Origin of the sequence: Congregibacter sp. (genome assembly GCF_965662665.1) — a bacterium.
GTDB lineage: Bacteria > Pseudomonadota > Gammaproteobacteria > Pseudomonadales > Halieaceae > Congregibacter.
The window spans coordinates 86,022-108,648 of the sequence record NZ_CBFIIF010000002.1 but is presented as its reverse complement, the minus strand read 5'-3'; the positions used below and the strand labels follow the sequence as shown (position 1 = coordinate 108,648).

The window sequence follows — 22,627 nt, the reverse complement described above, 5'->3', positions numbered from 1 at the left end:
GCAGACTCAGCCGGGCATGACTTCGTTGTAGTCAGAGGTAATGCGATCGAGTCGTTCTTTTACCGCGGGCCAAAAGCCCGGATGGGTAAACAGATAAAACGTACCGGAGTCCATGCCGCTAATCACGCGCTCGGTGAGTGCTTCGACGCTAATGCCCTCGTTTGCAATGATCTGATCGATCTTATTGGATCCATCCTGAGGGCCGTTCGCGACCGCCGCTTCTGCGGCATCCGGGTGATTGCGGCGGCTCTGTGCAATACGAGTCTTGACCCACGCCGGGCAAAGGACCGAGATTTCTACATTAGAGTTAGCAAGCTCGTGGCGCATGGATTCAGAATAGCCCACCACAGCAAACTTGGAGGCGCAGTAAGCGCCCATGCCGGGGTTCGACACGTGGCCAGCGAGAGAGGCCGTATTAATGATGTAGCACGGCTCCCCGGACGCGCGCATGGCAGGCAGAAAAAACTCCACGCCGTAGACAACGCCCAAAATGTTGACGTCGACGATCCAGCGCCAATCCTGCAGGGGAGTTGCGCCGGCAATCGCATGTCCACCGCCAACGCCGGCATTGTTAAACAGAAAGTTTACTTTTCCGTGCTTGGCGAGTGTGCGCTCGGCAACCTCACGGTAAGCATCAGCATCGCGAACATCCAGCACCTCCGTGTGAACGGTGATCCCTTCGCTACGCAGCGCCTCGGCTGCCTGGTCCAGGGTGTCCGACTCCACGTCTGCAAGCACCAGGGTCATACCTTTGAGGCCCAGCGCGCGGCCCACGCCCAGACCGATGCCTGCAGCGCCTCCAGTGATGAATCCTACGGTGTTCTCAAAGTTGTTCATGCCATGCCCTTATGATTGTGCGTAAACGGGAGAAGCTGAGCACAATAAGGGAGAGCTGCGGCAGGGTCCAGCGGGTATACTTCTCCCAGATTAGTTGCCTGCCGTATTTTTGCCATTGCCCGACACTGGGCCGATGGCGTACAAGGAGTTATGTATGTCTGATCGTATTCGTCATCCCCTGATTACGGGCCTGCTGGCTGCTGGCGTGGCTCTGTCCCTCGGAGCTTGCCAATCTGATGATACCGCGGTCGTAGAGACCGAAGCCGAGGTCTCCGCCGCAGCTGAAGCTTCGCAAGTAGTGACAGACACCGCCCCTGAGGTGTCGCCTGGTACAGCAGCAGAGGCCCTTGCCGTGGTGCTTGCCTCGCAACCGGAGGCCGTACAGGCCCGCTACGGTGCTCGTCATCCCGCCGAGACGCTGGAGTTTTTTGGTGTGGAGCCCGGCATGACGGTGCTCGAGGCCCTGCCAGGCGGAGGTTGGTACTCCAAACTCCTCGCGCCCTGGGGTCTGAAGGCACTCTGGTAGGCGTGGACTACAGTCCGACGATGTTTCCCTTGTTTGGCTTTTTTACGGAGGAGCAGCTCAAGGCCAAGGAGACCTGGGTCGATGATTGGCTTGCAGAGGCTCGCGCTTGGTTTGACACGCCGGTAGCAGAATTGGATGCGTTCCAGTTCGGTGATTTGCCCGAGCGACTGGAAGGCAAAGCAGATGCCGCCTTGTTTATTCGCGCTCTACACAACCTGGCGCGCTTCGAAGCTGAGGGTGGGTATCTCACCACCTCGTTGATGAATGCCAAGGCCGTACTCAAGCCCGGCGGTATCGTCGGTGTGGTTCAGCATATGGCCAGCGAAGATGCAGCGGATGCCTGGGCGGACGGCTCCGCAGGCTATCTGAAAAAGAGCTTTGTGATTGCCCAGTTTGAAGCCGCGGGCTTTGAGTTGGTGGGCGAGTCCGACATCAATGTAAATCCCCTGGATCAGCCGACGGCAGAGGATATCGTTTGGCGCCTGCCTCCAGGTCTGTCAGGCAGCAAAGATAATCCCGAGATGGCCGCGGCGATGACAGCGATTGGCGAGTCAAACCGCATGACGCTGCTATTCAAAAAACCTGAGTAATCGAGCGTATTGCAAAGGAAGACACAGACACGACGCTGACGGAAGCCGGGCACAGCTCGGCCTTTAGTCAGCCTCGCTTTCGCCGCTATTTTCCGTCCACCTGCCTATCGACGCTGGGCAGCTGGATCATTCGCTTTCTGTTTGGCTGGACCGCCTGGGAGCTTACGGCATCCGCTTTTTGGGTGGGTAGTATTGCCGGGCTGATGCTTGTCCCGGCATTTTTGCTAACACCCATCTTCGGTATCACCGCGGATCGCATTAATCCTCGCAACGGTCTTTTGGTCACCATTACCCTTGTGGGCTTGCTCGCCGGGCTTGCGGCAATCACGGCCACACTCGGCTTGCTTGAGCTGCCCGCTCTTTCTGCGCTGGCACTCTCATTTGGTGCTGTTACCTCGGCGCATACGCCTATTCGCCTCGCCTTCCTGCCACGATTGGTGGAGCGGGGGGCCTTGCCCAGCGCGATTGGCTACTCGGCAATTATCTTTAACACCTCGCGGATTATTGGTCCGGCGCTGGGTGCCTGGTTGCTCGTTGTGTCTTCGGTGCCAGCGGCTTTTGCGATATCGGCATTGATCTGCATAGGCGCTGCTCTGTTGTTGACCCGCGTCAGCGGCACTGAAAGAGCAAAGACCAGAGAGGAGCGGGGGTCGTTCTTTACGCAGTTACGCGCGGGTTTTGCTTATCTTCGCCGGGACGCCATGCTGCGTCAGGTATTTTTGCTGACCCTGGCCAGCGGCATCCTGGGGCGCACGATGATCGAACTGTTACCGGCGGTTTCGGGAAAGCTCCTCGCTGGAGACTCTGCCACGCTCGCAACCCTCACAGCCTCTGCGGGAACCGGCTCTATCCTTGGTGGCCTCTTGGTCTCGAGACAAAGTGGGCGCCTGCGACGCTTGTATCACCTGGTGTTGTTGGGACTGTCTATTTCGGCGATGACAGCGCTTACTGCCGCGCTATGGAGCGAGGTGTGGATCGTCGCTCTGGCGGTGGGATTGATTGCGGGATGCGCAACAACCATTGGCACGGGTTGTCAGGCGCTCACGCAGTTAACCGTTGACGAAAGCTACCGGGGCCGGGTTATGAGCCTCTGGGCGGTTGTTGCTATGGGCACACCGGCTTTGGGTGCGCTGCTTGTGGGAGGCGTTGCAGATACCGCGGGCTTTCCGCTGGCGTTTGCAGGGACGGCCATGTTCGCTTTGATCGTCGTACTGATACTGCGCTCCCGCGCTCCGGGTCAATCCGCCGGTACGTAGCGCGGAATGCTGCCGTCAGCGATGCCCTTGCGGTAGCGCTGAACCTCAGCTTTTACCTCGGGAGCGAACAGATACAAGCCGATGATGTTGGGTATCGAGATGAGAAACACCATGGCATCGGAGAACGCCAGCACTGACTCCAGTTGGATCATGCAGCCCAGCGCCAGAAACGCGCAAAACACGAACTTAAAGATGTTCTGAACCAGCGCGCCTTCGCCCAGGAGGTAGGTACAGGCTTTCAAGCCGTAATAACTCCAGGACACTGCGGTCGAGAAGGCAAATAACAGCGCCGCGACGGCAAGAGGGTAGGGGGCCCAGCTGACATGGTGGGCAAAGGCGGCTGAAGTGAGCGCGATACCTTCGAGTCCGCTATCCATCAAACCATTGGGGAAGGCGGTGACGACGATTACCAGTGAGCTGAGCGTGCAGATCACCACGGTATCAATAAACGGCTCTAAGAGAGAAACCAGGCCTTCGGAGGCCGGTTCCTCGGTTTGCACGGCTGAATGCGCAATAGAAGCGGAGCCAATGCCGGCCTCATTAGAAAACAGCGCGCGCTGAAAGCCGACGATCATGGCGCCGACCATGCCGCCTGTGGCGCTCTCCAGCGTAAAGGCAGTGCTGAATATCAGCGCCAGCGCCTGAGGGATTTCGGCGTAGCTTAAGGTGATAATCACCAGCGCTGAAATCACATACAGGAGGGCCATGGCCGGAACGACCTTCGCCGCAAAGCCGGCGATGGTGCGAATCCCGCCGATAATCACCAGGCCCACGAGCACGGCGATACCGATGCCAAACAGCCAGCCTTTGTCGGCAAAAAAGCTCTGTTCTCCACCGCTGATGTTCACGAACTGCACATAGGCCTGATTGGACTGAAACATGTTGCCAATGCCCAGGCAGCCAATCATCAGACTGGCCGCATAAAACGCGCCCAGTGCTTTTCCAAGTTTTGGCCACTTGCGGATCTGAAGCCAGTGTTCGAGGTAGTACATGGGCCCGCCGGAGACCGAACCGTCGGGATTGTGCCGGCGATACTTTACGCCCAAGGTGCACTCCACCAGTTTGGTAGACATGGACAGTAATCCCGCGACCACCAGCCAGAGGGCCGCGCCGGGTCCTCCAATACTGATCGCCACCGCCACGCCGCCGATGTTGCCGATACCTACAGTGCCTGAGACCGCTGTGGCAACGGCCTTAAAATGCGAAATCTCGCCCGGTGCTGCCGGATCGTGATAATCCCCGCGAATGATTCTGATGGCGAGGGGAAAGGCACGGATATTCAAAAATCCGAGATACACGGTAAAGAAGCTCGCGGCAATGGCGAGCCACATCACAATCCAGGGAACAGGAATGCCCGCGATGGGAACTTCGTAAAAGATGAACGCCGCAAGACCGTCTGCGAGGGGTTTTATGAGGGCTTCGACGGAGGCATCTATGGACTGGGACATGAAGTTATCTCTGGCATCGTAGGGTCGACCATACCGGCTGTGGCGCTCAACACAAGTTGCCCGCAAGACAATTCATAAAGAGGCCACCCGATAGGGCTGGTTTTTGGAGGTGAGAAGCGCGGACAATGGCGTCACTACGTCGACGAAGTGACAAGAGAAACGCGCATGACGAGTTACTCGGTTGTTAACCCCTGGAACAACGAACTACTTGCAGAGTATGCCTACGCTGAGGCGGGCGATATCAGTGCGGCACTCGCAGCTCTGCGCCGTGGCGAGGAGATCCAGCGGCAGCTGCCGGCGCATGAACGAGCGGACATTCTGCGGCGCTTGGCGCACTTGTTAAGCGAAAACCGCGAAGAGCTTGCGGCGCTGGTTACGGCAGAAATAGGCAAGACGATTTCTGATGCCCGTGTTGAGTTGGACCGGGCGATCAATACGACTATCGCCTCGTCGGAAGAAGCGCGACAGATTGCTGGCGAGGCCTTGGACTCCGACGCCTATCCGCCAACCCGTGGTCGCATAGGTGTTGTGGTGTGGCGGCCTTTGGGAACAGTGTTGTGCATCACTCCTTTTAATTTTCCGATCAACATCGCAATGCACAAGCTCGGACCCGCCTTTGCCGCGGGTAACGCCGTGATGTTTAAGCCGGGGCCTCAGAATACGAGCTCAGCAAAGCGTCTGGTGGAGCTTTGCTACGAGGCGGGTATGCCGCAAGAGACGCTACAGCTGTGTATTCCTGATGTACCGGCAATGGCTGATCTAGTGGCGCACCCACAGATAAAGGCGATTAACTTTACCGGGGGCACTGCTGCCGCAAGGGCAATCGCGAAAGCAGCGGGCTTTAAAAAGCTGCTGCTCGAGTTGGGAGGGAACGACCCGCTGATAATCATGCCCGACGCCGACATCGATGCGGCCGTCGCTGCGGCAATCAATCAGCGCTTTGCGACGGCGGGGCAGCGCTGCACTGCCGCCAAGCGTGTTTTTGTGCATAGCGACGTGTATGCGCGCTTTAGAGATGCGCTAGTCACAGCAACCGGCGCTCTTGAAGTGGGAGACCCCGCTCTGGACAGTACTTTTGTAGGGCCCGTGATCCACGCTCAGGCCGCCGATGAGATCAGTGGACGCATCTATGACGCCTTATCCCAGGGCGCACTGCTTGCCTGCGGGAACAAGCGTGAGGGCAACCTCTTGTGGCCCACGGTCCTGGAGCGGGTGCCCGATGTTGCCACGCTGGTCGCTGAAGAAACTTTTGGTCCCGTACTGCCGCTGCGCCAATTCGACACGCTGGATGAAGTGATTGCATTGGTTAACAGCTCCCCCTGCGGCCTTCAGGGAGGTGTGTTTACTCAGGACCTTGCTGTTATCCGCCGTCTGTTTGATGAATTGGAAGTGGGACTTCTGGCCAGTAATGATGGCCCGGGGTTTCGGGCGGAGCACTTTCCGTTTGGGGGGGTAAAGGATAGCGGTATCGGTCGCGAAGGGCTTAAGTACGCGATTCGAGAGATGAGCTATCAGAAGACTTTGGTGATTTAAGCCCGCAGCGGATCAGCGACTTCGATAGAGACCCACATGCACCAGAGGTGTTCTTGCGGGGGTGCCGGGTCTGACCTGCTCGGGGACGCGATTCTTTATCGGTTCCAAAGACAGTAAGTAACTGGCGATGGCTGTCGCGTCACTTTCACTCAACTGGGCGTAGCTGGTCCAGGGCATGATGGCCATGGTCTGACGCCCGTGGCGGGTTTTGCCGCTGCGCAGCAGTGTGACGACTTCTTCCAGCGACCATTCGCCGAGCCCCGTTTCTTTATCCGGCGTCAGATTAGGTGGATAAACTGCCCCCGGGTAGTTGTTGACCATGGGGTTACTGTAGGCGATGCCAATACTGGAGCCGGCCAGCGTCTTGTTCGGATCCGGTTTGCCGATTAAAGCGCCGTCAGTGTGGCAGCTCGCGCAGCCCAGGAGGCCTACGAGATAGCGCCCCTGAGCAACTTCACTGTTGTCGCTGCCTGTCGGTAGCTCGAGACCTTTGCTGGCTTCTACCGCGGTCATGCCTTTGAGGGGGTTCTCAGTGCTGTTGCTCATGCCGTCTTCGGCGGCAACGACGGACGATACAAACATCGCTGATACCAGACCGCTGGCAATCACGACCGCCTTGTTCCGGCAAAACGTTTTATTCATGACCTTTTACCCTCTGTTTACAACAGGCTAATGCTGGCGGCTATTGTAAGCCTAGAAAAGCCAGCCAATTTCAGCACGAAAGGCGTCGAATTCAGGATCGGCACCACTTCCTCCATCAATGGCTGTTCGTTCCCAGCCACCGCGCACAAACATGCCGCGACCAAACTCGTAGCGCAGCCCGGCGCCCACGTTGTAGCTGAAATTAGTTTCGTTGTACGTGGAGTAGAAACCACTACAAATGTAGCCCCACCAGGGATCCCACCAACATCCCGTCGTCGGAGGTCCGTCGGTCACATTGGAGTCCAGAAATGTCCAGCCGATACCGGCTTGCAGGTAGGGTGTAAAAGGACCCTCCAATATGTTCCAGACGCCGTTAAACTGGCCCGTGAACGCAGACAGACGGTGGTTGATTTCTACCAGGCCCTCGTCTTCGGTATCGAGAATCGCATCGTAGTCAGCGCGGGACCAGGCGCCATCAAAGCGCAGGGCGAGGTGCTGCGTGAAGTTGTAACCAACACCGAACCCAAATCCGTAACCGCTATCAATGTCGACGGATGACTCGTTTAAGCCGTCACTGCTTTCGGAGCTGGTGAGATACAGACCAAAGTTGGTCTCCCACTTTCCTGCCCTTTGCGTGCTGGGGCCCGCCCACTGAGCCTGAGCGCTGAGCGAAAACAGTGCTAGTGCGATAAAAAACAAGCGCGCTGTGCGCATAACGACGATCCTTGTTTGATGTAAAAACTATGATGAAACCTGTGTTCTTGCGAAAGGCAAAATGCGATTGTCCCGATCGGAATTGTAGCAGGACGCTCTTGCAATTCAGAGTGCCTGAGGCTCAGGATAGCCCCTGCTGATTGATCAGCGGCAAGACCCCAAGATTCAGATACCAATATCTACTTAAAACGAGAAGACAAACATGAAACCGGAGACTATCGCCCTGCATGCGGGCTACGAGGGCGACCGTGGCAATACTCGCGCCGCGACCACACCCATCTATCAAACAACATCGTTTACATTTGATGACACTCAGCACGGCGCCGATCTGTTTAACCTGGCCGTGCCGGGAAACATTTACAGCCGCATCATGAACCCTACAAACGGGGTGCTGGAAGAGCGCCTGGCGCAGCTCGAGGGTGGAGTAGGCGCCCTGAGTGTTGCATCGGGTATGGCGGCGATTCGTTACGCTATTGAGGCCATTACCGAGGCGGGCAATAACATCGTAAGCACCTCGCAGCTCTATGGAGGCACTTACAACCTGTTTGCACACACCTTTCCCCGTCAGGGAATCGAGGTGCGTTTCGCCGAGGCCGATGACTTCGACACCGTTGCGTCGCTCATCGATGACAACACCCGAGCGCTGTTTTGTGAGTCCATCGGAAATCCCGCAGGCAACATCGTCGACATTCAGCGCTGGGCGGATATCGCCCACGCGGCTGGAGTACCGTTGATCGTGGATAACACCGTCGCTACGCCCTTGTTGTGCCGGGTCTTTGATCACGGCGCAGATATCGCTGTGCACTCACTGACCAAATACATTGGCGGTCATGGCACGACGATTGGTGGTGCGATTATCGATTCTGGCAAGTTTGACTGGGCTGCTCAGCCGGAGCGCTTTGCGGTCATGAATACCCCGGATCCGTCCTATCACGGTGTCGTGTACACCGAGGCTCTGGGCCCCGCCGCATTTATTGGTCGCTGCCGCGTGGTGCCCCTGCGTAACACCGGAGCAGCGCTGGCGCCCCATAGCGCATTCCTGATTATGCAGGGTCTGGAGACCTTAGCACTGCGCATGGAGCGCCATTGTGAAAATGCAGAGAAAGTCGCCGACTATCTCCTGGGGCATCCGTTAGTAAAGCAGGTCAACTACGCGACGCTAGCTGATAGTCCTTACGCAGAGACCTGCCAGAAAATCTGCGGCGGTCGCGCTTCGGGCATCATTAGTTTTGAGCTGGAAGGGGGGCACGCGGCGGGCGGACGCTTTATTGATGCGCTGCAGTTGATTCTTCGATTGGTGAACATTGGTGACGCGAAGTCATTGGCCTGTCATCCGGCGAGCACGACCCACCGTCAACTCAATGCCGAGGAATTGGCATCCGCGGGAGTCAGCGAGAGCATGGTGCGCTTGTCTATCGGCATAGAGCATGTCGATGACATCATCGCGGATATCGATCAGGCGCTGGCGGCGAGCGCGGCTTAGGAACTGAGGAAGAGAAAGATAGAGAGTAAGACAGACCGGCGATGTTTAAGGCAGCATCGCTGGTCTTAGCTTAAGGGACAGTGCAAAGAAGCCACGGGAGCCCACGCTGATGTCGGGGTCCTCGACTTGGCCACTGTCACTGTTGAAGCGAAAACCACGAAGACCGCCAATACCCGTTCGCGCCTCCAACCAGATGTTCTTAAGGAGTCGTCGCTCAGCGCTGAGACCAAAATCCCAGGCATCCAGGCTGACCGTTGCGGCCCAGAGCACTGTAGCCGCTGTCGCGGCGAAGAGCGCAGGCCCTAAAGGGCGCACACGCCATTGCGTGAGCAGTAAAAGACTGACCAGCAAGTAACTCAGCGCCGCGATGGAATGGGTTAGTAAACCGATGTTGCCGTTCACAAGAATCTTCCTGCCCTTCGATGACGTTCGACCCTATACTCTCCCCCTGTTGCTGTAAACGCAGGGAGCAGAAATTGGAGAACCGGGACACAGTAGCCATTGTGGGCCTTGGCTACGTTGGGCTGCCATTAGCAGTCGCTTTTGGAGCGCAGCAGCGAACCATCGGATTTGATCTGAATGAGTCCAAGCTGGACGCCTATCGTCAGGGACATGATCCGAGTGGAGAGGTGACGGGTGACCAGCTATCCGCTGCCAATCATCTCGAACTGACCAGCGATCCCTCGGCGTTGACGGATGCTGACATCATTGTGGTGGTGGTTCCGACGCCTATTGATGATGCAAAGCGACCGGATTTGTTGCCACTGGAAGGCGCCTCACTCGCCGTCGGTCAGCACATGAAGCCGGGTTCTATCGTCGTATTTGAATCCACGGTATACCCCGGTTGCACTGAGGAGGTATGCGTACCCATCCTCGAGGAGAGCTCTGGATTGCCCTGGGCTGGACGACCGGGGGCGCCGACAGGAGAGGGTTTTTACGTTGGATACTCGCCCGAGCGTATTAATCCGGGCGATAAAACCCACCGCCTGGAGAGCATTGTTAAGGTTGTTGCTGGAGATACGCCCGATACCCTCGATACTCTCGCTGATCTTTATGGGTCGGTGGTGACCGCGGGCATCCACCGCGCAGCCAGCATCAAAGTTGCTGAGGCGGCGAAAGTCATAGAAAACACCCAGCGCGACCTCAATATTGCCCTGATGAATGAGCTGGCCATGATATTTGACCGGTTGGGTATCGACACATTGGATGTGCTCGAGGCGGCCGGTACCAAGTGGAACTTTCTCCCCTTCAAGCCGGGATTGGTGGGCGGGCACTGTATAGGCGTGGATCCGTACTATTTAACCTACAAAGCAGAGCGCGCGGGCTACCATCCGCAGGTCGTTCTGGCGGGGCGTCGAATCAATGATGGTATGGGCAAATTCATTGCGGAGCAGACTGTTAAACAGCTCGCGAGTCGCGGGCTGCCTATCACCGGAGCTGTGATCAACATTTTGGGGCTAACGTTTAAAGAAGATTGCCCGGATTTGCGAAATTCCCGCGTGCCGGACATTGTGCAGGAACTGCAGTCTTTTGGCTGCCAGGTTTTTGTGCATGACCCCATGGCCTCTGAGACAGATGCCTTGGCCGAACACGACATCACGTTGACAGACTGGGACTCGTTGCCAAAAGCTCAAGTCATGATATTGGCCGTGCCGCACCTGGAGTACCGAGAGCGGTCGCTGGATACCTTTGCCCAGCGAATGAGTGGCGGGGGCTTTGTAGTGGATGTGAAGGGTATTTTGGATAGAGATGCAGCAGCCAGTGCCGATTTATCGCTCTTGCGCCTGTGACGGGACTCACAGAAGTGGCGCCGCGCGGGACAAGCCCCTTGTGACTGTAAAGAAAACCGACGACACTGAACCACTAGGTTGATCTTTCTAATAGCGAAGGAGCACTACCGCCTTCAATAAGGCTATCGCCAGTGATCGCCCAGTCGCCGCTGGTTTCACCTACACCGTTCGTTATATCTATGGAAGCGTCGTAACCATTCTCCGTCTCGCCTGCAGAGCCATCGTTATTCTGCTTGACTACCCGCTCGAATAAAATGCCATTGTATTCGCTTATTGGCTCTTCTACGGAATAGACAAAAAAGCCTTGATCGTCAGGGGAGATGTCGGGAAAAGTTGGGTAATCAATGGGCTTGTCAACCTGATCATCCCCGGCGCCATTGCCATCCTCCCAAGGGTTCCCAGAGGCATCGTACTCGCTGTACGTTTCACCCTTAACCACGGGGCCCCAGCAGTCGGTGGCGCTCACGTTGCCCGACGTGACATCGTTGACTGACAGGTCAAACGTGTCATCTTTTTTTACTTGGCCAGCTTTTTTACCGTTTTCAAAGTAAGTTACCTCGCCACCGGATGCGTTTCCGAGTCCGCATCTCATATCGTCTGTCAACGCAAAGGGGTCGGCGACTGCCGCAGGCGATAAAAGTGCCGCGGCAACCGATACAATCCCTGTAAGGCTTAACATCTTCATAACGTTACTTTCTCGCTCGTTTCTAACCAAGAGATGCTGCTGGCAGACTCGTGGCTGTAATTTGGAATCGGCCCCCCAGCGGTGTTTTGCACCCTAGCTCGGTCGCCCAATTCGTCAAGTCCGACGTAACAAGCAATTAGCACGCCATAAAATAATCTACATATAAATCAATAACATAGAGCGGCAGCGAGGGAGTCCTTGTAAAGAATCCTGACGCCAAGTGTGACTTTGAGTGTGCAGTATGGCACGCATTGCTCTTCGCGAGGTATCCACCACATTGTGGTAACGCTCTGTTATCAGTCACGCCTCTCTCAGTCCAAGACGGAGTTTCAGCCACTAAAAGAGTAGGACGAGGGAGCAGAAAAATCCAGCAGTAGTAAAACCGGATAAGTTTTTGCTGCTCTAACTGCGACCCACCTCTCACAAACTGGATGCGCAATGGCAGGATTCCCCCGCAAACTGATGTTCGACTGGTAACATCGCCAGCCGAAATGACCTCTTAGGAGACCCAAACAGGCATGACCACCCCCCAACATGACCCTCTGGTGGATTGCCTGCTATTTGTGGCACGCCATCACCAGTTGCCAGCGACGGCGGAGTCCCTCACCGCAGCGCTGCCTGTGGGTGATGCGGGGTTAACACCGGATCTGCTGTTACGCTCCTCAGAGCGGGCGGGCCTGAACGCGCGGCTTACCCACATTGCCATCGATAAGATTCCCGATGCGGTCACACCCGCGATTGTGCTTTTACAAGACAGCGCCTGCATCTATATGGGCGCCAATGCGAACGGCGCCGCGCGCATTGTGTATCCCTTCGCTATCGACACCGAAGTCACCGAGACCTTCGAAGCGCTGTCGGCCAAAGCGACAGGGCACGTATTGCTGGCACGTCCAAAATTCAAGGTCGATAAGCGCGTGGCGGATACCGCGATAATGGGCAATGAGGGTCACTGGTTCTGGAGTGCCATCCGCGCAAACAGCCCGGTCTATCGCGATGTCCTCTTTGCGGCCTTCTTTATTAACGTGTTTGCCCTGGCGCTGCCGCTGTTCACCATGAACGTCTATGACAGAGTGGTGCCCAATGCGGCTTTCGAGACTTTGTGGGTGATGGCAGCCGGCATGTTCGTGGTGCTTATCGGCGATGTCACGCTGCGTACGCTGCGCAACTACTTTATTGACCTTGCCAGTCGTCGGGTGGACATCGATCTGTCCGCCAAGATCATGGAGCAGGCCCTGGGTATGCGCATGGAGCATCGCCCGGCCTCTGTGGGTTCTTTTGCGGTCAACCTGCGCTCCTTCGAAACCCTGCGGGACTTTATTGCCTCGGCCACCATCAATAGCGTTATTGATCTGCCTTTTGCAATTCTGTTCTTTGTGGTGATTGGCTGGATTGCCTGGCCGGTGTTGGTTCCTGTGTTGGCGGGTATCGTCTTACTGGTGGGCTTTGCACTGCTTATGCGTCCGCGATTGCAGCGCCTCACCGAAAGCTCCTATCAAGCCGGTGCCATGCGTAATGCCACGCTGATCGAGTCGTTGACCGGATTAGAGACCCTAAAGGCCATGGGCGCTGAATCCGTCATGCAGCGTAAGTGGGAGGACAGCACGCGGTACTTGGCGGGCATTGGCGTGCGCAGCAAGCTCGCCTCCTCATCGGTGACCCAGGCCACCGCCTGGTGTCAGCAGTTAATTACCGTGAGCGTGATTATCACCGGTGTTTATTTGATTTCGGCCGGTGAACTGACCATGGGTGGCTTGATTGCCTGCACCATGCTGGCGGGCCGCTCGGTAGCACCCTTTGGGCAGCTCGCGGGTTTGATTACCCAGTACCACAACGCACGCATTGCCCTGACCTCTCTGGATGCGATGTTCGACTCGCCCGTAGATCACCGCAAAGATGGCGCTTATCTGTCTCGCGAAAACTTTGCCGGCAGCATCGAGTTTAAAGACGTGGCGTTTAGCTATCCCGCTGCCGAGTCGGTTTCATTGCGCGGCGTATCGTTTACGGTCAAGCCCGGCGAGCACGTGGCCATTTTGGGGCGCGTGGGATCGGGTAAGACCACCCTCGAAAAGCTCGCTATGGGGCTGTACCGGCCTACCGAAGGCGAGGTGCTCATCGATGGTATTGATTTACGCCAGCTTGATCCCCGGGAGTATCGCCAGGCCATCGGCTATGTGCCTCAGGACGTGACGCTGTTTCATGGCAGCCTGCGGGATAATCTCAGCCTGGCGCACCGTGGTTTGACTGACGCCGCGCTGCTAAGCGCCGTCGAGCGCGCGGGGCTTGCAGAGTTTGTGAACCGGCATCCCAGCGGTTTTGATATGCCCATCAGCGAGCGCGGGGATTCTGTCTCTGGCGGCCAGCGACGTTGTATTGGACTGGCCCGGGCGCTGGTGCACGAGCCCAATATTCTGCTGCTGGATGAGCCTACCGGCTCCATGGACAACTCCACCGAGAAGGTCGTGATCGAGAATCTCAAAACCTTTATCGAAGGGCGCACCATGGTGGTGGTCACCCATCGCAATGCCTTACTGGAGCTGGTCGATCGCATCATCGTTGTGGACTCGGGGCGTATCGTTGCCGATGGTCCTAAGGACAGCGTAGTGGCTGCATTGCAGCAGGGTCGTATTGGTAAAGCGCAATGACGGATAGCCCTGACAAGCAAACATCGCCCGCGAGTGCCCAGACCGTGCAAGCAGCCTTAAAATCCGCCGTGCGGCCCGAGCCGGCGCGGCAGCTGGGCTGGAGTGCACTGGCGGATCGTGCGGCTATCGAGGATGAACCCCTGCGTGCCCGTGGTTTGCTCTATGGCATCGCGGCAGTGACTGTGCTGCTTATCCTGTGGTCGTCTCTGGCCGAGATCGATACCGTTACCCGGGGGCAGGGTAAGGTGATTCCCTCCCAGCAGGTACAGGTGATCGGTTCCCAGGACGGCGGTGTAGTTCGCGAAATCCTTATCAGTGAAGGCGATGTGGTCAAGGCCGGCGACCTGCTTCTTCGATTGGACCAAACCCGCTCCCAGGCGACCCTGGGTGAGAACCGGGTTGAGCTGCGCGGGCTCAGTATTAAGGCTTCTCGTTTGCGTGCCATGGCGGAGGGCGCTCCCTTTGCCCCAACAGAGCTCATGCTGAATGAGCTCCCGGACGTAGTGGAGCAGGAGGACCAGCTTTATCAGTCGTCCCTGCGCAGTCGAGACGTGGAGCGCGACATTGCAAACGAGCAGCTGCAGCAGCGTAGCGAAGAGCTGGCCGAGCTAAGAGCACGGGAGACTCAGCTAAGCACCGAGCAGCGTCTGGCTCAGCAGGAGCTCGATGTTACCCGGCCCATGGTTGTTTCTGGTGCTGTCTCCGAAGTGGAAATTCTGCGATTGGAGCGTGAGGTCAACCGCGCCAGTGGCGAGCTTGCCCAGACGCAGGCGCAGATCAACCGTGTGAGCTCGGCCATCGCCGAGGCCGAGGGACGGGTGAACTCGGTAGAATTGGAGTTTTCTAACGAGGCTCGCGAGCAGCTTACCGAGACCATGACGCGGATCAATGCGCTGCGCCAGGCTGCCTCGGGACTATCGGACCGCGTACGGCAGACCAACCTTACCGCGCCTGTAAGCGGCACGGTCAACCAGCTGTATTACAACACCGTGGGCGGGGTGGTGTTGCCCGGTCGGGATATTGTGGAGCTGGTGCCGGCAGACGACACCCTGCTTTTGGAGGTACGAGTGCGCCCTCAGGACATCGCGTTTCTGGCACCGGGACAGCGGGCCAACGTCAAAGTCACGGCCTACGATTTTGTGGTCTACGGCGGTCTGGAAGGGCGAGTGGAGCAAATCGCTGCGGATACGGTACTGGATGAGGACGGCAATGCGTTTTACGAGGTGTCGGTGCGCACCGATCAGGCCGATTTCGGCCCCGAGAGTCCGATTATTCCGGGTATGACGGTAGAAGTGGATGTGATTACCGGCAAGAAAACCGTGCTCGCCTATCTCATGAAACCGGTGCTTCGAGCGCGTCAGCGAGCCTTGTCGGAGCGATAATGCCAATGGTGTTTTTGAGTTCCCAGCCGGGTCCCCGGGCACGTTGGCTGAGCGCGTTTCCGGACTTGCAGCAGGTTCAAAGCCTTGCGGATGTTACGGACGGGCAGCAACTTGTCTGGGTCGATCTGGAGACTGCGCCGGACGATGCCGAGACCACTGTCGCCCGCCTGGTAGAGGCGGGGCATTGGGTGGTGGGTTTGAGTGCAAACCCTAGCGAGTCTGAGGCCTTTAGTTTGCTGGGTCAGGGTGTGCGCGGCTACTGTCACATAGAGGCGGCACCGCAGCAGCTGCAAGAAGTAGCCGAAGTCGTGGCAAAAGGCGGCTTGTGGATGCCCCCGGCGCTGGTACAGCGTCTGATCACCGTGGGCCAGCGTCTTGATACAGGCAAAGCGCCCCCGGCACAGCAGTACTTTGCTGACTTTACCCCTCGGGAGGAGGAGGTCGCGCTCATGGTGGGGCGGGGTTTTAATAACCGCGAAATCGCCGAGGCGCTGGAGGTGAGTGAGCGCACGGTCAAGGCTAATCTCACCGTGATTTTCGAGAAACTCGGGCTGCGCGATCGTGTGCAGCTGGCTCTCTACGTAAACCGTTTACCCATTCACTAGACACCCCGCAGGGCTCTGGTTCCTGTACTTGTGACCTGCATCACTGTTTCCCCGGTTTCGTTGCCGTTTCTGCCCTTTAGTACATACCGTTTTGTGCTCTGGAACCCTATCGTATATGTCTGGAATTCAATGTATTGGTAATGAACGTTATGGCTCAAGCAATCGGCACTGTAGATATTCGCGAAGGCAAGGTTTTTGCCCGTTCTCCCGAGGGAGCACTGCGCGAACTAAACACCGGAGACACCGTTTTTGAGGGCGAGGTATTGGCCCCTGCGACCGGTGCTGTGGCGGAGCTTTTGGTTCCCGATATGCCATCGATTCAGCTCGCTGATGACCAAGAGATGTTACTCAATGGCGAATTGCTGGCAGAGACCGCAGACAGCGCATCAGAAGCTGCGGTGCAAGATCCAACTATTGCAGCAGTAGTCGAGGCCCTTGAGGGCGACGGCGATATCCTGGATAACCTTGAAGCGCCGGCTGCCGGTGGTCCCGAGGACGAAGGTAGTTCCTTTGTTCGCCTTGGACGCATTGGTTTTGATCTCCCCGAATTTGCAAGCCTGCGGGCAGGACCCACCGCAGAAGAACTCGCGCCCTCCCAGGGCGAGGCTGACAACGACCTGCAGCTTCTTGCCGTCCAGAACGCAATTGAGCCCGATGATCAGGTGTCGGCACCTCCGGTTGTAGAAACACCTCCTGACGTGACTCCCGACCCAGCGCCAGAGCCTGAGCCAACGCCAGAACCCGAACCCGAGCCTCCCGTCGATCAGCCTCCCGTTGCCGTTGATGATGAGTTTGCTGGTGGTTTTGGTCTGCCGCTTACGGGCAATGTGTTAAGCAATGACAGTGATCCTGAGGGCACTAAGCTCACGGTTACCGAGACCTCCGAGCCGGCCAACGGCACCGTTAGCATGAACGCCGACGGTACTTTTGATTACACCCCGAATGACGGTTTTAGCGGTGAAGACAGCTTTACCTACGTGGTAACTGATGAGGGCGGCAACACGTCTCAAGCTACGGTGACGCTTGTCATCGACGAAGATACTGGCACACCGCCGCCGCCTCCACCCCCGCCACCCGTCGTCAACGAAGCGCCAACTGCGGTTGATGATCTGTTTGCGACAGCATTCGAAGCGCCTCTGAGCGGCAACGTACTGCCCAATGACAGCGATCCCGAAGGCGATGCGCTCACGGTAACGGGCAACACAGACCCTGCAAACGGCAGCGTGACCGTCAATGCCGACGGTACCTTTAGCTATGCGCCAAACGATGGATTCAGTGGCAGCGATACTTTCACCTACACGGTCACGGATGGTAATGGAAACACAGACATCGCGACCGTAACGGTCAATGTCGCTGATGAGCCCACTACACCGCCTCCGCCGCCTGCGGAGAATCTTGCACCTTTTGCCGGTGATGACAGTGCGTCACTCACCGAAGACACCGCTGCAACGATCACCGTTCTCACCAACGACAGTGACAGCGACGGTACGCTGGTACCGGGCAGCGTGAGCATTGTTAACGGCCCGAGCAACGGCAGTGTGACGGTCAACCCTGACGGCACGGTGACCTACACGCCCGACGACGATTACGACGGCTTGGATAGCTTTACCTATACCGTTACTGATGATGATGGCTTGATTTCCAATGCGGCAACGGTCGGGTTGACCATTAGCAACGCCCGGGAAATTGCTCAATTCACGGATAACTGGGTCAACGGTGTTACCTACACAACTTACGATGGCGAAGGCACGGTCACAGGAACGGGCCTAACCGGTGACCAAGGGACGCCGGGTTCGTTCTCCTATGAGGACGGCGAGCGCATCGTGTTTACCGTAGGCGATGTCATCGTTGGTGACTTTGGCGCGGGCAACGTGCCCGAAACGGGAATCTTGTTTATCCACGATATTGCGGGCTTGTCGCTGGCTAACTCCAACGATCAGTACGTCGAGAACACCGCGATATTTTTACAGGCCCTGGATGCAGATCTCACCGATGGTGATCTTAGTGACGGCTTGCAAACCAATGCCGTGATCAACCGCGAAGAAGCTTTTGAGAACGGTATCAATATCACCGCTGAGACGCGCGCCGCCTTTGAGGGTTACGTAAACCCCGACACCGGCGAGCAGCTGAACCTCATGGACTCCTGGAAGAACCAGATCTCCGATGCGCTGGATCATGTTGGCATCGAGTTCACGCGCCAGTCCGAAGCGGATCCAGACGGTCAGTTTCCCTTTGAAAATACCTTTGAGAGCGAAGCGATCGATCACGTCATCGAGACTATCCGTGACGATGCCGTGGGTGGCGATCGCGAGCCAGAGGCGTTTGATGAGCGCCTCTCGGACGTTATCGAAGCCGATGGCGGTGTCATCACGTACTTCTCCAACCTCATCGACATGAATGATCCCGAGGCCAGCAGCATTGATTTCAGTGCTGAGGGACTACTCGCCAATGCCATACCCCAGCAGTCGAATCTCGCGGGTCTTGAAGTCGAAATTGCCGAAGGCACTGCGGCGTTTGTTACTCGCGCTGACGGCACCAAGGTCGCGGCGGGAACCATTGTCTACGATGACGAGACACGCACGGGTTCTATCGAGCTCGACAGCGATGTGATCTCGAACGAGGACGTAGCGTCTGGAATTCTGCAGTCGCTGGAATTCGGTTACACCATTTGGGACTGGACGGCGAATCTGTCAGTAACGGTACAGCCTCTGGACTTGTTCGAGGGCAAAATCATCGCGGATCCGGGTGACGTGCCCGAGGATGCGCAGTACAACCAGTTTGTGATGACTCATAGCCTGGCTGGGGACCTCAAAGCCGAAGACGGCAGTTTCTTCCAGTCCGAGATCTTCACCACCGATCAGGATATCACCTTCAAATTTACCCCCGAGGTGTTTGGCTCCAACATAGCGGAATACGCAGACGACTTTATTGTTCCCGTGGAGTACTCCACCGACGGTGGCGCAACCTGGCAGGTGATGGCACAGGTTGGCACCTACCAGCTTCCAGGCTATCAGCCGATACTGCCGACCTTTGGCTTTACCTGGTCTGCAGGGACAGAAGAAGTCCTGGTGCGAATTCCCATCTTCGACGACCCCTTTGATGAGCAGCCCAATGCTGATGGCCCCGACGGCCAGGGCATCGAAATTATCGATATCACCGTCGAAGGCGAGAATTTCTTCACTGAGAATCTACAGCCGGGCATTATCGATAATGACCCCAGCGTTGATTTGCCTCTTGTGGATATCGACTTTGTGGCGGTTGGCGAAGGCGACGGTGTGGCTATTCTTACCTTGTCGCTGGATCGACCTGCGGTTGGCGACGTGTCTATTGATTGGAGCACGGCCAGCCTGGGCGCTATAGCAGGTCAGGACTTTGAGGCTGTTAGTGGCACTGCGATCATCCTCGAGGGTCAGACCTCGGTACAGATTTCGGTTCCGATCATTGACGACCTGATTGTAGAAGACACCGAGTTTGCGCTGGTGAATCTCACCGGTGTCAGCGGTAACGCGGTCATCGCTGACCCCCAGGGTACGATCCGTATTTTTGATAACGATGGTCTTTCTTCGACCTTCAGCGTTGCGGATGTGTCCGTAACAGAAGGCGATGAGGCGGTAGTGACGATCACCCGACCTGGTGATAACTCGTTGCAGCAAACCGTAAGCATCGCCTCCTTGGCGTTGGCGGCAGGCACCGACTCGGCGTCAGCTGATGACTTTACGGCATTGGGTTTGACCACCTTAACCTTTGCTGCGGGACAGGAAACGGCGACGGTCCGTATCCCCACCACAAGCGACGCCATTGACGAGATCAATGAGACATTCCGGGTTCAGCTGAGCGATCCGACTAATGGTTCGGTTATCGATGGCGCTGCGCAGGTGGCGACCGTCACGATTCTTGATGATGACTCATCGCCTGACGGTCAGGACCTTGACGCACAGAATAGCGTTGATGATCAGGATGTTTCCGTTGATATCAGCGGCAACTTTACGGACGTAGACAGTACGTTGACGTTCAGTGCGACGGGCTTGCCGACGGGTCTGAGTATTGACGAAGACACGGGCGTGATCAGCGGCACGATTGATAACAGTGCGTCGCAGGGTGGCGTTGACGGTGTGTATACGGTTGAAGTGACGGCGACTGACGGTGTTAATCCGGCGGTTAGCGAAAGCTTTGAGTGGACGGTCACGAACCCGGGTCCGGACTTTGTGAACGAGACGTCCGGTAACGATGACGATACCTATAGCTTTGAGCTGGCGGAAGGCGCGCTGTTGGGCGCGACGGTTGGCACGGCGGGTGCGACGGATCTGGATGGCGATACGCTGACCTACAGCATCACGTCAGGCAATGGCGATGGTTACTTTGCGATCAATTCGGAGACGGGCGAAATCACGGTCACGCAGGCTGTTGATGATGCGTTGGTAGGTGATTACACGCTTGACGTGCTCGTTGACGATGGCGAAGGCGGCACGGACACGGCGACGGTCAATATTGCGCTGACGAATGTGGACGATCCTTTGGTCGTTGCAGCCGCTTCTAACCTTGAAGTGGATGAAGACACTCTCGTAGATGGCATCGACGACAACGAGACTGATTCCATCGACCTGTCAGCATTAGTATCCGGCGGTGACGGTGATTACAGCTACAGCATTGTAGGTACGCCCACTACCTCTCCTGGAACCTTTACCCTGGTCGGAAGCACCTTAACCTTTGAGTTGCTTGAAGCTTTTGATCATGCAGACGGCGATGGAGAGAATACAGCGGTTGATGCGCAGTCAGTCACTATCGAAGTTTCCGATGGCGCCGGCAGGACTCAGAACGTGACTGTAAACGTCGACGTAGTCGACGGGGTTCCGCAGTTTACCAATGTGGCAGACCCGGACAGCGATGGCATCGTTGGTCTTGTGGCTCCGAATGTCTCAACGACCTATACACAGCAGTTTGCAGATTGGGATTTTGGCGCAGACGGATCAGCGATTCAAAACCCTGACCTGGCTACGGTCAGCGGTAACGTACAGATAAAGGAAGCTAGCGCTACGCAAGTGGTTTTGGAGCTGCTGGATTCGGATAACGAAACAGTGGTGGGTGAACTTACTCTTAATGCCGCTGGCGATGACTCTCTCGAAGTGTTTGAGCGTGAACCGACTATTTCCGAGGTAAACCTGGGTGATCAGCTAGCAGAGGCAGGGGGCCCTGTCTCCTCTTTGGAATTTAGTGGCGAAACTTTTAGTTTGACGGTTACGGGTAGCGATGGCGTTCCAGGTGTTACGAAAGATGACGCTGTCAATGCCAGCAGCCAGGGTTGGGGAGTTTCAAACCAAAATCTTGATACTGATGAGACCCTGATTTTCTCATTCGATACCGGCGTTGAGACGTTCTCATTTTCGACGGAGAAATTTGCGGGCAGCGGGACAACCCGAACCATCGGAGTGAAAGTAACCTATGCGGAAGGGGGAACTGAACCCCTCACATTGGGGCCTGTTACCGCTGGCCAAGTTGTGAAAATAAATGAACTTGGTGGTTTCGATTCAACAAAGACAATATTGACAGTGGAGGTGACGAACACTGGCGCAGGCAGTCTTAACTTAAACACGGTGACCGTGGGTGAGACAGTCGTCAATGAAGTCCCAACTCTGGACTTCCAGTTCAGTTTGGGTGCTCTCGCGATCGAAGATCAAGATGGAGATACAGCTGAGCAAACATTCAATGTGCGCCTTGATGGCTCTTCTACAGGTACTTTCAGCGTAGATGGTGTTCAGTCACCCATAGCCATCGATCTCGACAATGACGGCCTTGAGTATCTGTCCCGCGACAGTGGCGTGGTGTTCACCGATGAGTCGACCGGTGAGTCCGTGAATACGGCCTGGGTAGCACCCGATGATGGCCTGTTGGTTGTCGATGCTAACCGGTCGGGTACTGTCGATGATTCAAAAGAGTACGTTTTTACCGAGTGGAGCGAAACCGCCGAGACCGATATGGAAGCGGTGGCCGAGGTATTCGACACCAACCAGGACGGCGTGCTGGATGCGCAGGACGAACAGTTTGACCAGTTCGCTGTATGGCAGGACGCGGACTCCGACGGTGTGACTGACGAGGGCGAGCTGACATCTTTGGTTGATCTGGGCGTAGAAAGCATTTCGCTTAACTACAACGAGGACAGCCAGTCCGGCACTGCTGCAGAGGGTGATGTAATCGTTCATGGCCAGTCAGATTTGACCTGGCAGGATGGTAGCGTAAGCCTCGTCGAAGACACGAGCTTCAGTGTTTCGGCAGCGGACGTGCTGGTGGATGACGGAGACGTGATTCTTCCCGCAGGTGAAGAAGACAGCACTGAGACAACGACGGTTGTTGCCGACGCTGCGCAGCCCACCGACGCGAGCAATCGTGATGCGGACGCCGCGGCGCTGGAGATCGATTTGTTGCTCAACACGAGCAGTGATGACAAGCTTACCCCTGGAGGCACTGAGTAGTTGTCAGCGTCGTATCGTTAAAATGGA

16 protein-coding genes are annotated in these 22,627 nt (G+C 56.7%); 10 read left to right on the top strand and 6 right to left on the bottom strand.

Going from position 1 to position 22,627, the window contains the following annotated elements; translation table 11 throughout:
• Positions 1-6: 6 nt before the first annotated feature.
• Positions 7-837 (bottom strand): SDR family NAD(P)-dependent oxidoreductase, encoded by an 831-nt coding sequence (locus ACTG39_RS01635; protein ID WP_439105772.1) that lies wholly within the window; start codon positions 835-837, stop codon positions 7-9.
• A gap of 154 nt (positions 838-991) precedes the next feature.
• Here ACTG39_RS01635 and ACTG39_RS01630 point away from each other — a divergent pair, with 154 nt between their 5' ends.
• Genes ACTG39_RS01630 through ACTG39_RS01620 form a run of 3 tightly spaced genes read left to right on the top strand, consistent with a single transcriptional unit; the run spans position 992 to position 3,209 of the window.
• Positions 992-1,363, top strand: coding sequence for a hypothetical protein (locus ACTG39_RS01630; protein ID WP_439105771.1), 372 nt, complete (start codon positions 992-994; stop codon positions 1,361-1,363).
• Positions 1,315-1,953 (top strand): class I SAM-dependent methyltransferase, encoded by a 639-nt coding sequence (locus ACTG39_RS01625; protein WP_439105770.1) that lies wholly within the window; start codon positions 1,315-1,317, stop codon positions 1,951-1,953. Before ACTG39_RS01630 ends, ACTG39_RS01625 begins: the two co-directional genes overlap by 49 nt.
• Entirely contained in the window at positions 1,953-3,209 is a 1,257-nt protein-coding gene (locus ACTG39_RS01620; RefSeq protein ID WP_439105822.1) for an MFS transporter, read from the top strand. Before ACTG39_RS01625 ends, ACTG39_RS01620 begins: the two co-directional genes overlap by 1 nt.
• Here ACTG39_RS01620 and ACTG39_RS01615 read toward each other — a convergent pair.
• Positions 3,191-4,657: an alanine/glycine:cation symporter family protein gene (locus tag ACTG39_RS01615; RefSeq protein ID WP_439105769.1), complete on the bottom strand. Its 1,467-nt coding sequence runs from the start codon at positions 4,655-4,657 to the stop codon at positions 3,191-3,193. The genes ACTG39_RS01620 and ACTG39_RS01615 overlap by 19 nt on opposite strands.
• Positions 4,658-4,822: 165 nt before the next feature.
• Between ACTG39_RS01615 and safD the strand changes: the two genes are divergently transcribed.
• Positions 4,823-6,190: a sulfoacetaldehyde dehydrogenase SafD gene (gene safD, locus ACTG39_RS01610; protein ID WP_439105768.1), complete on the top strand. Its 1,368-nt coding sequence runs from the start codon at positions 4,823-4,825 to the stop codon at positions 6,188-6,190.
• Between the two features lie 12 nt (positions 6,191-6,202).
• Here the strand turns inward: safD and ACTG39_RS01605 are convergent, their stop codons facing one another.
• The gene (locus ACTG39_RS01605) at positions 6,203-6,832 is read right to left on the bottom strand and encodes a c-type cytochrome (protein WP_439105767.1); all 630 of its coding nucleotides are present in this window, start codon (positions 6,830-6,832) and stop codon (positions 6,203-6,205) included.
• A gap of 51 nt (positions 6,833-6,883) precedes the next feature.
• A complete protein-coding gene (locus tag ACTG39_RS01600; protein ID WP_439105766.1) occupies positions 6,884-7,546 on the bottom strand; it encodes an outer membrane beta-barrel protein in 663 nt (220 codons plus the stop codon).
• 202 nt (positions 7,547-7,748) lie between these two features.
• Here ACTG39_RS01600 and ACTG39_RS01595 point away from each other — a divergent pair, with 202 nt between their 5' ends.
• Positions 7,749-9,029, top strand: a complete 1,281-nt coding sequence (locus ACTG39_RS01595; protein ID WP_439105765.1) for an O-acetylhomoserine aminocarboxypropyltransferase/cysteine synthase family protein — start codon at positions 7,749-7,751, stop codon at positions 9,027-9,029.
• Between the two features lie 45 nt (positions 9,030-9,074).
• On the opposite strand, the gene ACTG39_RS01590 is transcribed toward ACTG39_RS01595, so the two are convergent.
• On the bottom strand, positions 9,075-9,431 hold the full coding sequence (locus ACTG39_RS01590) for a hypothetical protein (protein WP_439105764.1): 357 nt from the start codon (positions 9,429-9,431) through the stop codon (positions 9,075-9,077).
• A 74-nt stretch (positions 9,432-9,505) separates the two neighbouring features.
• On the opposite strand from ACTG39_RS01590, the gene ACTG39_RS01585 reads away from it, so the two are divergent.
• Positions 9,506-10,819: a nucleotide sugar dehydrogenase gene (locus ACTG39_RS01585; protein ID WP_439105763.1), complete on the top strand. Its 1,314-nt coding sequence runs from the start codon at positions 9,506-9,508 to the stop codon at positions 10,817-10,819.
• Between the two features lie 73 nt (positions 10,820-10,892).
• Here the strand turns inward: ACTG39_RS01585 and ACTG39_RS01580 are convergent, their stop codons facing one another.
• On the bottom strand, positions 10,893-11,504 hold the full coding sequence (locus ACTG39_RS01580; protein ID WP_439105762.1) for a hypothetical protein: 612 nt from the start codon (positions 11,502-11,504) through the stop codon (positions 10,893-10,895).
• Positions 11,505-12,022: 518 nt separating this feature from the next.
• On the opposite strand from ACTG39_RS01580, the gene ACTG39_RS01575 reads away from it, so the two are divergent.
• From ACTG39_RS01575 to ACTG39_RS01560, 4 genes are all read left to right on the top strand, one after another.
• Positions 12,023-14,146, top strand: a complete 2,124-nt coding sequence (locus ACTG39_RS01575) for a type I secretion system permease/ATPase (RefSeq protein ID WP_439105761.1) — start codon at positions 12,023-12,025, stop codon at positions 14,144-14,146.
• Entirely contained in the window at positions 14,143-15,528 is a 1,386-nt protein-coding gene (locus ACTG39_RS01570) for an HlyD family type I secretion periplasmic adaptor subunit (protein WP_439105760.1), read from the top strand. Before ACTG39_RS01575 ends, ACTG39_RS01570 begins: the two co-directional genes overlap by 4 nt.
• Positions 15,528-16,133 (top strand): LuxR C-terminal-related transcriptional regulator, encoded by a 606-nt coding sequence (locus tag ACTG39_RS01565; RefSeq protein ID WP_439105759.1) that lies wholly within the window; start codon positions 15,528-15,530, stop codon positions 16,131-16,133. Before ACTG39_RS01570 ends, ACTG39_RS01565 begins: the two co-directional genes overlap by 1 nt.
• A gap of 149 nt (positions 16,134-16,282) precedes the next feature.
• Positions 16,283-22,600 carry a retention module-containing protein gene (locus tag ACTG39_RS01560; protein ID WP_439105758.1) on the top strand — a complete coding sequence of 2,106 codons (6,318 nt, stop codon included), beginning with the start codon at positions 16,283-16,285 and terminating at the stop codon, positions 22,598-22,600.
• Positions 22,601-22,627: the final 27 nt, after the last annotated feature.